Source organism: uncultured Eubacterium sp. (genome assembly GCF_945980375.1).
GTDB lineage: Bacteria > Bacillota > Clostridia > Oscillospirales > Acutalibacteraceae > Eubacterium_R.
This window is the reverse complement of sequence record NZ_CAMFQO010000001.1, coordinates 141,833-153,615: the sequence shown is the minus strand read 5'-3', so window position 1 is coordinate 153,615 and position 11,783 is coordinate 141,833. Positions and strand designations below refer to the sequence as shown.

Genomic DNA, 11,783 nt, shown 5'->3' with positions numbered 1-11,783 from the left:
GGAGGGCAATATGCCTGAACAAAAGAGAGATTATTATGAGGTGCTCGGCGTACAAAAGGGTGCCACAAATGACGAGATAAAAAAAGCATTTCGTCAGGCGGCAAAGAAGTATCATCCCGATTTGAATAAGGATGACCCTACTGCCGCAGAAAAATTTAAGGAATGTAATGAGGCATATTCTGTTTTGTCAGACCCTGACAAAAGAGCAAAATATGACCAGTTCGGCTTTGCGGGAGTCGACCCTAATTATGCGGCAGGACAGGGCGGCTACGGCGGCTCAGGCTTCGGCTTTGACGGCGATATAGACCTCGGCGACATTTTCAGCAGCTTCTTCGGCGGAGGAGGCGGAGGATTTGGAGGCAGAAATCCAAATGCTCCGCAACGCGGAAGAGATATTCAAACTACTGTTAACATTTCGTTTGAGGAGGCGGCTAAGGGCTGTAAAAAGACGGTAGAGATTTCCAAGGTTGAGGATTGCTCGCAGTGTCACGGCACTGGTGCGGCAGAGGGCACAAGCCCAAAAACCTGTACTCAGTGCGGAGGCAGGGGATACATTACCGTTCAGCAGGGCTCCGGCTTTTTCCAGATTAATACTCAAAGACCGTGTCCTACCTGTAACGGCACAGGCAAGGTTATCGAAAAGCCTTGTACCAAATGTGCAGGCAGAGGTAAGGTGCGTAAAAAGACAAAGGTTGACATCAATATTCCTGCCGGTATTGATAACGGTCAGGTTGTTACGGCACGAGGCCTCGGTGATGCAGGCGTAAACGGCGGACCGGCGGGCGACCTTCGAGTTGGGGTCATGGTTAACGACCATAAGGATTTTGTTCGTGACGGATACGACATTCATTACGAAAAGCACATCAGCATTGTTGAGGCTTGCTTGGGTGTTAAGGTGCGTATTCCGACGCTTGACGGCGATGTTGAATACTCTGTCCCCGCAGGCACTCAGCCAAATGAGGTGTTCCGCCTTAAAGGCAAGGGCATCCAAAGGCTCAACAGTGTTGCTAAGGGCGACCTTTACGTTCATATTGTTGTTGATATTCCTAAATCACTCACCGAAGAGCAAAAGCATTTGCTCAAGGAGTTTGACAAAACCTATGTTCATAACAAGGGCGGCAAGGAAGGCTTCTTCGACAAATTCAAAAAGAAATAACATAGGGTAACGGTAATAATCCGAACCCGTCAAAAAGCTGATTGAACAATCAAGTTCAATCAGTTTTTTGTTTGTTGCTAAATATAGTGAATAATTGCAATACGGTTTTTGACACCTTGGCTTGTGACGGCATAGTATGGTGTGTAATATAATACCTGTCCCCGAAAGGAAAGGAGCAAAACTTTGAACGGTCTGGCACAAATCATTATTACTGTCGGCGGTGTTGCTACGGCTTGCCTAACGGTTTTCGGTATTTTCAAATCGGTGGCAGGGCATTTGAGCTCTGCTAAAGAGAGGGCAAGGCTGCAAGCAGAACGCAACATTGCACAGGATAAGGATATAGAAAGACTCAAGGAAGAAAATCAGCTTATATGCTATGGACTTTCGGCAGCATTGGACGGCTTGGAGCAGTTGGGTGCAAACCACTCTGTACCCGTTGCAAAAAACAAGCTGCAAAAGTATCTTAACAAACAGGCACACAGATAGGAGGAATGGGTATGATGATAACAAAAAATACTGTTATGCGGGCATTAAGAACATTTTTTCAATCCGCTATTGCTTATGTAACAGTGAATATAATGTATATTAATTTTACCGATGATAAGGCAACGGTAAAATCTGCTGTAACAGGCTTGCTTGTAGCAGCAGTGTCGGCAGGAATTTCTGCAGTTATGAATTTGGAAAGGAAGGATTGCAATGACGTTTGATGAATGGGTGAAAAAGTATTCGGGCAAGGCTATTGATTACGACGGAACCTACGGTGTTCAGTGTGTAGACCTTGTAAAGCATTATGTCAAAAACGTGCTTGGTATATCTCCTCAAAGCATTGGCAATGCAATAGAGTATTACAACAAGCGAAATAAGGTAGCATACCTTAAGGATAATTTCAGTTGGCACAAAAACACTACTGATTTTATTCCCAAAAAGGGAGATATTTGTGTGTTCACCTCAAAAAGCGGAAATGGGCACGTTTCGGTTGCAACAGGTGAGGGCACAACCTCGTATTTTTATTCCTACGACCAAAATTATCCAAAGTCACAGCACGAGCCTATGACAAAAATCAAGCATAGCTACAAATCGCTTTTGGGTGTGCTTCGCCCAAAGAAAAAGAGCAAATCCGCATCAAAATACTACAAGGCATACAAGGGTGCAGGGGACAGCATTGTTGATGCACTTGAGTCGTTAAAAATTGATTCATCGTTTGCTAACCGCAAAAAAATTGCAGAGAAAAACAGGATTGCAAGCTACACGGGAACACCGCGACAAAACCTGAAAATGCTTGATTTGCTAAAGCAGGGCAAGCTGCTTAAGCCGTAAAAAATGAGAGGGAACTTTTTCGAAAGCTCCCTCTCTTTTTCTATTCATCTATTAAATCATTTTCCCTGAGCATAGCAACAAATTTTTGCACATCTGCCGTTGCCTGCTCGGTGCTTACCTCGTATTCACTTGTCAGCCTTGCGACAACCTCGTTAATTGTTGTGTCCTTTTGCATAGCCTTCCAAAGGAATGCACCGCTGTCGTTTAGGGTAATCATTCCGTTAAATGTCTTGCTTGCGTTGCCGACAGGTACAACAATGTCAGAGTCTGCAATGTTTCGTAGTGTAAAGCCGTCCTTTATCTTCATCAGCCCTTCAGACCTCTTTCCTGCCTGTCCATATCCTCAACAACAATGTCAAAGATTTCGCCGAGGCTTCTGCAATATTCCAATACCTTCCACGGCTCGTTGGTGTGGTAATGAATTTTGATTAAGTCCTCATCACCTACGGCAATAAGGCAGTTGCCCTTAAAGTTTTTTACAAAATAATCGTTAATTGCATCTTCATCAAGGTCTGTGCCTTCGATAAGAAGCTGTGTGTCATATCTGTATTCAAGCATAGTCTTTACCTCTTTTGTTAAATTTTTTCAAGTGCCTGCTCAATGTCTGCAATAATATCCTCTGCCGCCTCAATACCGCAGGAAAATCTTACAAGGTCAGGTGTTACACCGCATTCTGCAAGCTGTTCGTCTGTCAGCTGACGGTGAGTTGTGGAAGCAGGATGCAGGCAACAGGTTCTTGCATCTGCAACATGGGTAACAACAGCAGCAAGCTTAAGACTGTCCATAAATACGGTTGCAGCCTGTCTGCCACCCTTTACGCCAAATGACACAACACCGCAGGTGCCGTTTGGCATATACTTTTGTGCAAGGTGATTTTGCTCGTCATCAGGGAGCATAGCACATTTTACCCATTCGATTTTTGGGTGATTCTTTAGATACTGAGCAACTGCCTTTGCGTTTTCGCAATGTCTTTGCATTCTTAAGTGCAGGGTTTCAAGACCTACATTAAGCAAAAATGCGTCGTTAGGGGACTGAACAGAGCCCAAATCTCTCATAAGCTGTACGGTAGCCTTTGTGATGTATGCACCCTTGCCAAAGGTGTCTGCGTATACAATTCCATGATAGCTGTCGTCAGGAGTTGTAAGACCGGGGAACTTGTCGTTTTGAGTCCAGTCAAAGTTACCGCTGTCTACGATAGCACCGCCGATGGTTGATGCGTGTCCCTCCATATACTTTGTTGTTGAATGTGTAACAATGTCAACTCCGTAGTCAAACACACGACAGTTTATCGGTGTTGCAAAGGTGTTGTCAACAATAAGCGGAATACCGTTTCTGTGTGCAACCTTTGCAAAAACCTCAATATCAAGCAAATCAAGGCTTGGGTTAGAAATGGTTTCGCCGAAGATAGCCTTTGTGTTTGGCTGAATAGCAGCTTCGATTTCTTCCTCGGTAGCTGTCGGAGAAACAAAGGTAAAGTCTATTCCGAGCTTTTTCATTGTAACATTGAAAAGATTAAATGTTCCGCCGTAGATTGCAGATGATGATACGATGTGGTCTCCTGCCTGTGCAATGTTGAATATTGCATAAAAGTTTGCCGCCTGACCGGAGCCGGTTAACATTCCTGCAACGCCGCCCTCAAGTGCAGCAATTTTAGATGCCGCATTATCACAGGTGGGATTTTGCAGTCTTGAATAGAAATATCCGCTCTTTTTAAGATCGAACAAATCACCCATTTCATCACTGCTGTCGTACTTAAATGTTGTTGATTGAATAATCGGCATAACTCTCGGCTCGCCGTTTTTTGGCTTGTATGTGCCTTGCACACAAATTGTATCAAGCTTCATTTCTTTTCCTCCTAAATGTTTTTGTTGTATATAATTCTTAGACCGTCAATTAAAAGATTCTCATCAATAATCATATCGTGCTTGCAGTTTTCCGCGATAGACTTGCCAAGCCCGCCTGTAACAATGACGGTTGCCTTTTCGCCAAGCTCTGCCTCAAACCTGTCAACAAGTCCGTCAAGCATACAGGCTGTACCTATAACGCTGCCTGATTTCATACTCTCTATGGAGTTTGTACCGATGACCTTTTTCGGAGATGTAATGTCAATTTGCGGCAAAAGGGCAGCTCCTGCGGTTAAGGCGTTAAGTGATGTTTTAACGCCTGTGGTAATGATACCGCCGAGAAAATTACCGTTTTTGTCAAGCACCGAGCCTGTTGTGGCCGTGCCTAAATCAAAGATTATGGCAGGCATAGGGTATTTTTCCTTTGCCGCCACCGCAGCAACAACAAGGTCAGCACCAAGCTGTGCAGGGTCGTCAATTTTTATTGAAAGCCCTGTTTTTATTCCCGGACCGACAATTACAGCATCAATATCGCAAATCATTTTTACGGCATTTTTCAGTGTGCTGATTAAAGCAGGCACTACGGATGAAATAATTGCACCGTCAATTTTTAATGCCTTATGTATGCTCAAAAACGAATGAATTTTCATCGCATATTCTTCGTCGGTTTCATTTATGTTTGTGGAAAACCTGCCTGATTTGATAAGATGTTCATCGTCAATCAGGCCCAACACAATGTTAGTGTTTCCAACGTCAATGGCAAGTAGCATTGTTACACCTCGATTTGTTATATATCTTTTCTATTTTAGCACATATAATGCAATTTGTAAAATATAATAATTTTAATTTTGGTATTGACAAAATGTTTTTTTATGATATAATATGTGATGTTGACTCGGGAGCATAGCTCAGCTGGGAGAGCATCTGCCTTACAAGCAGAGGGTCACAGGTTCGAGCCCTGTTGTTCCCACCAAAGACATCCAATCGGATGTCTTTTTCTTTATGCTGTCGATAAATGGTCTGAACCACGCCAAAAAATATAATTGGCTCCCCTTATTGTAAGGGGAGCTGTTGAACGAAGTGAAACTGAGGGGATAAAAAACAGATTGAACATCGAGTTCAATCTGTTTTTGGCGTTTTTCGCCTTTTGCTCGGTCGAGGTACCCTCGTACATCTTCCCTCGCAAAATGCGAAATTCAGCTCCATTTCTCAACTGCCTAATATTACTTGACTAAAAGGACAGCAATTAAAAAACGCTGTCCTTTGTTATTATGTTGAATAATTCTTTAATTCGTTCAATCTGCTCTGTTAAGTACAGGTATCCAAACAAAGCCTCAACGCCTGTCGCAATATGGTATTCGCCTTGGCTCGCGGATTTGGGATTGTGCCCAACCTTTGCGTTTCTGCCTCTCTTGTAAACGGCAATTTCCTGCTCGGTCAGCATGTCTTTAATTTTGTCATATGCCAAGGTCTGCGCCTTTGCCGATACATATTTAACGCTTTCCCTGTGCAAATCGTTTACCGGTCTGTTGGCATTTAGCACAAGGCTTTCTCTTACAAGCATTTCGTACACACAGTCTCCGATAAATGCAAGATTAAGCGGACTTAGTTCGTTTGGGTGCGCTTCTTTGTCGGTAAATCTCATTACGGAATATACTCAAATTCAATGTCATAAAGGCTTACAATGTCGCCCTCCTGAATTCCTTTCTCTCTTAATGCGTCAAATACACCGCTCTTTTCAAGAACCCTTTGCATATATTGCAATGCCTCGTAGTCGGTAACATCAATGCCTTTAAGAACTCTCGGGAACCATTTTGCCTCAACAAGATAGTAGCCCTCGTCCTCTTGGGTAATCTTAAAGCTCATATCATTTTCCGGAAGTAATGCATCAAGCGGGATTTCCTCTGCTTCGTACTCCTTGATAGGAGGCAAATCCTTAAGCATATTCCACGTTACGTTCATAAGCTCCTTTGTGCCCTCCATAATCGGTGCACAAATTGAGTAATATTCGTAGCCCTTGTCGTTTACGTATTTTTTGAAGCTTTCGATTTGCTCCGGCTCTGCCATATCAATTTTGTTGCCTGCAACAATCATTGGTCTTTGAGCAAGCTCGGGATTGAATTTTGCAAGCTCCTCGTTGATTTTTTCAAAATCGTCGATAGGGTTTCTGCCCTCACTGCCGCTAACGTCAACAATGTGGATTAACATTCTGCAGCGTTCAACGTGTCGTAGGAACTGATGACCGAGTCCAACGCCCTCGCTTGCACCCTCAATTAATCCCGGAATGTCTGCAAGCACAAAGCTGTTGCCCTCGCCCATGCTTACAACACCAAGGTTTGGCACAAGGGTAGTAAAGTGATAGTCGCCGATTTTTGGCTTTGCCTGTGATACAACGGATATAAGACTGCTTTTGCCTACCGACGGATAGCCGACAAGCCCAACGTCTGCAAGAAGCTTAAGCTCAAGGTTAACCTCCCATTCTTCACCGGGAACGCCGGGCTTTGCAAAGCGAGGCACCTGACGGGTGGAGGTGGCAAAGTGCATATTACCCCAGCCGCCCTTACCGCCCTTTGCGGCAATAAAGCGCTCTGTTTTGCTCATATCTGCCATAACTGCCTTGCTGTTTGCTTCTCTGATTATTGTACCGCGGGGGACCTTTATTTCAAGGTCCTGTCCCTTTTTGCCGTTGCATCTTCCGCCTTTTCCGCCCTCACCGTTAGGAGCGGAATATTTGCGCTTGTATCTAAAATCGGCAAGGGTAGCCAAATTGTCATCAACAACAAAAACTACGTCGCCGCCTTTTCCGCCGTCGCCACCGTCGGGTCCGCCTGCGGCAACGTATTTTTCTCTGTGAAAGGCAACGGCTCCTGCTCCACCGTCACCGCCTTTTATTTTTATCTTTGCTATATCTACAAACATACTTCTCACCATTTTAATAGAGGGTTGTCGTAAAGACAACCCTGATTTGTGTGTATATGCGGTGGGCGGATTGCTCACCGCATATGTTATTCCGATGAGGAAATACTACCGCCTCGGCAATAACATAAAAAGTTTTATATGCGGTGGACGGATTGCTCACCGCAGATGTTATTCCGATAAGGAATACTACCGCCTCGGCAATAACATAAAAAGTTTTATATGCGATGGGCGGATTGCTCACCGCAGATGTTATTCCGATGAGGGAATACTACCGCCTCGGCAATAACATAAAAAGTTTTATATGCGGTGGACGGATTGCTCACCGCAGGTGTGGCATCCCCGACCGGAATCGAACCGATGGCCTACTGCTTAGGAGGCAGTCGCTCTATCCTACTGAGCTACGGAGACATATGATATATTATTAGTATTATAATTGTTGATTATTAAATTGTCAACAAACTAAACATAAAAAGCAAACAATCCGTAATCGCAAGACTACGGATTGTGTTTTTAATTACTGCTCTACCGGGTAAACAGAAACCTTTTTTCTGTCCTTGCCCATTCTTTCAAACTTTACTGTGCCGTCAACAAGAGCAAAAAGAGTGTCGTCCTTACCGATACCTACGTTAGTACCCGGATGGATGTGTGTTCCTCTTTGACGGTAAAGGATGTTGCCTGCAAGAACGAACTGACCGTCAGCTCTCTTTGCGCCGAGACGCTTTGATTCGCTGTCTCTGCCGTTCTTTGTAGAACCCATACCTTTTTTATGAGCAAAAAGTTGTACATTAAGCTTAAGCATAATTACACCTCCGTTATAGTTACTTTAATGTTTTTTGGATAATCCTTTTCAAGCTCGGTTAAGTGAAGCACCAAGCCGATCAGAATATCCTGTGCCTTTTCCGGTGAAGAGTTGATTTTCAGCGACATATATCCGTCGGCATCACTTGAACGGGCGTCAAGCTTGATGATGTCCGTTACAGTGTTTGCCGCAAGATAACACGCACTGCTGATGAATGCGCACACAACGTCCTCGCCGCTGTCGGCAAAGCCTGCGTGACCTTTGCACTCAAAGCCTGTCAGCATATCACCGTTTTTATAAAATTCAATTCTAATCATTGATAGTTAAAACAATTAAGCGTTGATCTTTGTGATTTCAACCTTTGTGTAAGGCTGTCTGTGACCCATCTTACGCTTTTCGTTCTTCTTTGGCTTGTAGGTGAAAACGGTAATCTTCTTACCCTTGCCGTTCTTAACAACAGTGGCATCAACAGTAGCCTTTGCGCAATCCTTGCCGGCCTTTAGACCCTTGTCTGTGCCAACTGCAAGTACGTTGTCAAATGTAACCTTTGAGTCAGCCTCAACATCAAGCTTTTCGATGTAAAGAACGTCACCCTCAGATACCTTGTACTGCTTTCCGCCTGTTACGATAACTGCGTACATAGTAAAAATTCTCCTTCATAAGTCTCGCTACGATAGGCGAATACATCGTGTGTATTTCTTGCTGCCCATAATATGCGGCTTAATTATTATAACAGAAAAAACAATATTGTCAAGAGAAAAAATCATTATTTGTTAATTTCGGTGTAGCACTACAATATAGTTTTGGAAATTATAAAAATAATGCTTTACAAATGATATTGTTTGTGCTATAATTCTATTGCTTTATGCGAATGACTCGGTTTTGGGGGCAAGTCGGGTACGACACACACCGGCCCATTTCTGTGTTTTTCGCAATGCAAATATTATTTAGAAAGGTGATTAATTATGACACAGGCAGAAAAGCAGGCTATTATGGCTGAATACGCTACTCATGAGGGCGATACAGGCTCTGCTCAGGTTCAGGTTGCTGTTCTTACAAAGAGAATCAACGAGCTTACCGAGCACCTTAAGGTTCACAAGAAGGACCATCACTCTCGCAGAGGTCTTCTCAAGATGGTAGGTCACAGAAGAAATCTTCTTGCTTACATCTACAAGAAGGATGTTAACGAATACCGTGCACTTATTGCAAAGCTTGGTATCCGTAACACAATCGAGCGTAACATGGCTGACAACGAGGATTAATAATCCAATGGCAAGTGATATCTGCTTGGTATCGCTTGCCTGTTTGTTTTTGATACCAAAGGAGGAGCAAACAATAGTAGTAAATTGAGGGTACAAATGTTCAATGCTTTGCACCTTGAGCTTATTACTATTGCCCTCCTTTTGATATAATAATTAAAATAAAAAGAGAGGTAAAAGTAATGTTTTTCAAGAATTTCAAAGTGTGGGAAACCGAGCTTGCAGGCAGAAAGCTTACCCTTGAAACAGGTAAGATGGCAGGTCTTGCAAATGCGTCAATCCTTGCTCGCTACGGCGAAACAGAGGTTTTGTGTAACGTAACAGCTTCTGCAAAGCCAAGAGAGGGCGTGGATTTCTTTCCACTCAGCGTAGACTATGAAGAAAAAATGTATTCGGTAGGTCGTATCCCCGGCTCATTCCAGAGAAGAGAGGGCAGAGCATCCGAAAAGGCAATTTTGACCTCACGTTGCATCGACCGTCCTATCCGTCCTTTGTTCCCAAAGGATTTGCGTAACGATTGCTCGGTTGTTGCAACAGTAATGTCTGTTGACCCCGATTGCTCACCCGAAATTACAGCAATGATCGGCGTATCTGCTGCAATCGCAATTTCGGATATTCCGTGGGACGGTCCTATCTCAGGCGTAAACGTAGGCCTTGTTGACGGCAATATCGTTATCAATCCGGGCCTTGAGGACAGAGCAAAGAGCGATCTTGTTCTTACAGTTGCATCTACCGCAGACCTTATTGCCATGATTGAAGCAGGCGGTAACGAAATCGATGACGATTTGATGTTTGACGCTATTATGGCAGGTCACGAGGAAAACAAGAAGATTGTTAAGTTTATTCAGGGTATTGTTGATGAGATAGGTAAGCCAAAGTTTGCTTATGAGTCATCCGATCCGGATCCTGAAATTCTTGCAGAAATCGAAGAGTTCTGTATCGAGGATGTTAAAAAGGCACTCGATACCGATGATAAGAATGTTCGTGACGAGGCATTGCTTCCTATTTATGATGCAGTTCACGAAAAGTTTGACGAAAGATTTGAGGGCAACGAGGGCAAGATTGACGAGATTATGTATCTTGTTCAAAAGCACGTTGTTCGTGCTTGGCTTAAGGACGAGCACAAGAGAGTTGACGGCAGAGGTATCGACGAAATCCGTCCGCTTAATGCAGAGGTTGACCTTCTTTCAAGAGTTCACGGCTCAGGTATGTTCACAAGAGGACAGACACAGGTTCTTTCAGTTGCAACACTCGGCCCTATGAACGATGCACAGCTTCTTGACGGCTTGGATGAGCAAACCGAAAAGAGATATATCCACCACTACAACTTCCCGTCATACTCTGTTGGCGAAACAAAGCCATCAAGAGGTCCGGGCAGAAGAGAAATCGGTCACGGTGCATTGGCAGAAAAGGCACTTGTTCCTGTTCTTCCTACTGTTGACGAGTTCCCATATGCAATCCGTGTTGTATCAGAGGTTCTTTCCTCAAACGGTTCAACATCACAGGGCTCAATTTGCGGCTCAACACTTGCTCTTATGGCAGCAGGTGTACCTATTAAGGCTCCTGTTGCAGGTATTTCCTGCGGTCTTATCACAGGTGATGAGGGTGTTTACGGCGACTTTATGACTATGGTTGACATTCAGGGTCTTGAGGATTTCTACGGTGATATGGACTTTAAGGTTGCAGGTACAAAGAAGGGTATTACTGCTATTCAAATGGACCTTAAGGTACACGGCCTTACTCCTGAAATTATCAAGGAGGCATTTGCAAAAACTCACAAGGCAAGAAATTATATACTTGATGAAATTATGCTTCCTGTTATCAGCGAGCCTCGTAAGGAGCTTTCAAAGTATGCTCCGAAGATGTACACATTGCAGATTGATCCTGAAAAGATCGGCGATGTTATCGGCAAGGGCGGCAAGGTTATTCAGGAAATTCAGGCAGAATACGATGTTAAGATTAACATTGAAGAGGACGGCAGAGTATACATTTCCGGTGTTGACGCAGACAAGTGCGAGGGCGCAGTAAATGTTGTTAAGCTTATTGCTACCGATCCTGAGGTTGGTGCTTTCTACAACGGTGTTGTAACAAGGCTTATGAACTTTGGTGCATTTGTAGAGATTGCACCGGGCAAGGAAGGACTTGTTCACATTTCTCGCCTTGATGTTAAGAGAACGGAAAAGGTAGAGGATGTTGTTAACGTTGGCGATTCAATCATCGTTAAGTGCATAGAGATTGATGACCAGGGCAGAATTAACCTTTCAAGAAGAGATGCGTTGATTGAGCTTGAGGGTATGACACCTGAAAACGATATTGACGAGGCACCTCGTAAGCCGAGAAGAGATAACCGTCGCGGCGACAGAAGATAATAAAAATTATTACGGCTCCTCTTGTTGCAAGGGGAGCCGTCGCATTTGAGCAGATGTAGGCAATTACAGCTTTGCCCTTTGTTTACAATGAGGTAAAATTTATTGTCTTGATTAAAGGGC

The 11,783-nt window shown here is 43.8% G+C and carries 15 protein-coding genes and 2 tRNA genes; 7 read left to right on the top strand and 10 right to left on the bottom strand.

Annotated features, from left to right (window positions below; translation table 11 throughout):
* Positions 1-10 precede the first annotated feature (10 nt).
* The 4 genes from dnaJ (at position 11) to Q0P34_RS00695 (ending at position 2,473) form a co-directional block, all read left to right on the top strand.
* Positions 11-1,156, top strand: coding sequence for a molecular chaperone DnaJ (dnaJ, locus tag Q0P34_RS00710; RefSeq protein WP_294951485.1), 1,146 nt, complete (start codon positions 11-13; stop codon positions 1,154-1,156).
* Between the two features lie 183 nt (positions 1,157-1,339).
* Positions 1,340-1,642, top strand: a complete 303-nt coding sequence (locus Q0P34_RS00705) for a branched-chain amino acid ABC transporter permease (protein ID WP_294951484.1) — start codon at positions 1,340-1,342, stop codon at positions 1,640-1,642.
* 11 nt (positions 1,643-1,653) lie between these two features.
* Positions 1,654-1,863 (top strand): hypothetical protein, encoded by a 210-nt coding sequence (locus Q0P34_RS00700; RefSeq protein WP_178667993.1) that lies wholly within the window; start codon positions 1,654-1,656, stop codon positions 1,861-1,863.
* Positions 1,853-2,473, top strand: a complete 621-nt coding sequence (locus Q0P34_RS00695) for a CHAP domain-containing protein (protein WP_294951481.1) — start codon at positions 1,853-1,855, stop codon at positions 2,471-2,473. Before Q0P34_RS00700 ends, Q0P34_RS00695 begins: the two co-directional genes overlap by 11 nt.
* Before the next feature lie 40 nt (positions 2,474-2,513).
* On the opposite strand, the gene Q0P34_RS00690 is transcribed toward Q0P34_RS00695, so the two are convergent.
* The 4 genes from Q0P34_RS00690 to Q0P34_RS00675 are packed head-to-tail and all read right to left on the bottom strand — an operon-like array spanning position 2,514 to position 5,087.
* Positions 2,514-2,780, bottom strand: a complete 267-nt coding sequence (locus tag Q0P34_RS00690; protein ID WP_294951479.1) for a PqqD family protein — start codon at positions 2,778-2,780, stop codon at positions 2,514-2,516.
* A complete protein-coding gene (locus tag Q0P34_RS00685) occupies positions 2,780-3,031 on the bottom strand; it encodes a kinase to dihydroxyacetone kinase (RefSeq protein WP_294951477.1) in 252 nt (83 codons plus the stop codon). The genes Q0P34_RS00690 and Q0P34_RS00685 overlap by 1 nt, the downstream gene beginning before the upstream one ends.
* 17 nt (positions 3,032-3,048) lie before the next feature.
* Positions 3,049-4,317: an O-acetylhomoserine aminocarboxypropyltransferase/cysteine synthase family protein gene (locus Q0P34_RS00680; RefSeq protein ID WP_294951475.1), complete on the bottom strand. Its 1,269-nt coding sequence runs from the start codon at positions 4,315-4,317 to the stop codon at positions 3,049-3,051.
* Positions 4,318-4,328: 11 nt separating this feature from the next.
* Complete coding sequence (locus Q0P34_RS00675) at positions 4,329-5,087, bottom strand: type III pantothenate kinase (protein WP_294951474.1); 759 nt, start codon at positions 5,085-5,087, stop codon at positions 4,329-4,331.
* Between the two features lie 127 nt (positions 5,088-5,214).
* On the opposite strand from Q0P34_RS00675, the gene Q0P34_RS00670 reads away from it, so the two are divergent.
* Positions 5,215-5,290: transfer RNA gene (locus tag Q0P34_RS00670), tRNA-Val, on the top strand.
* Between the two features lie 273 nt (positions 5,291-5,563).
* Here Q0P34_RS00670 and Q0P34_RS00665 read toward each other — a convergent pair.
* The 6 genes from Q0P34_RS00665 to rplU all read right to left on the bottom strand — a co-directional run bounded on the left by Q0P34_RS00665 (position 5,564) and on the right by rplU (position 8,676).
* The gene (locus Q0P34_RS00665) at positions 5,564-5,962 is read right to left on the bottom strand and encodes a ribonuclease III domain-containing protein (protein WP_294951472.1); all 399 of its coding nucleotides are present in this window, start codon (positions 5,960-5,962) and stop codon (positions 5,564-5,566) included.
* Positions 5,962-7,236, bottom strand: a complete 1,275-nt coding sequence (gene obgE, locus Q0P34_RS00660; RefSeq protein WP_294951470.1) for a GTPase ObgE — start codon at positions 7,234-7,236, stop codon at positions 5,962-5,964. Before obgE ends, Q0P34_RS00665 begins: the two co-directional genes overlap by 1 nt.
* Positions 7,237-7,567: 331 nt before the next feature.
* Positions 7,568-7,644, bottom strand: a tRNA-Arg gene (locus Q0P34_RS00655).
* A gap of 106 nt (positions 7,645-7,750) precedes the next feature.
* The gene (rpmA, locus tag Q0P34_RS00650) at positions 7,751-8,035 is read right to left on the bottom strand and encodes a 50S ribosomal protein L27 (protein ID WP_178666639.1); all 285 of its coding nucleotides are present in this window, start codon (positions 8,033-8,035) and stop codon (positions 7,751-7,753) included.
* 2 nt (positions 8,036-8,037) lie between these two features.
* Positions 8,038-8,352 (bottom strand): ribosomal-processing cysteine protease Prp, encoded by a 315-nt coding sequence (locus Q0P34_RS00645; protein WP_294951468.1) that lies wholly within the window; start codon positions 8,350-8,352, stop codon positions 8,038-8,040.
* Between the two features lie 15 nt (positions 8,353-8,367).
* Positions 8,368-8,676, bottom strand: a complete 309-nt coding sequence (gene rplU, locus Q0P34_RS00640) for a 50S ribosomal protein L21 (protein ID WP_178666645.1) — start codon at positions 8,674-8,676, stop codon at positions 8,368-8,370.
* A 324-nt stretch (positions 8,677-9,000) separates the two neighbouring features.
* On the opposite strand from rplU, the gene rpsO reads away from it, so the two are divergent.
* Positions 9,001-9,297, top strand: a complete 297-nt coding sequence (gene rpsO, locus Q0P34_RS00635; protein ID WP_294951465.1) for a 30S ribosomal protein S15 — start codon at positions 9,001-9,003, stop codon at positions 9,295-9,297.
* Between the two features lie 179 nt (positions 9,298-9,476).
* Entirely contained in the window at positions 9,477-11,663 is a 2,187-nt protein-coding gene (locus Q0P34_RS00630) for a polyribonucleotide nucleotidyltransferase (RefSeq protein ID WP_294951463.1), read from the top strand.
* Positions 11,664-11,783: the final 120 nt, after the last annotated feature.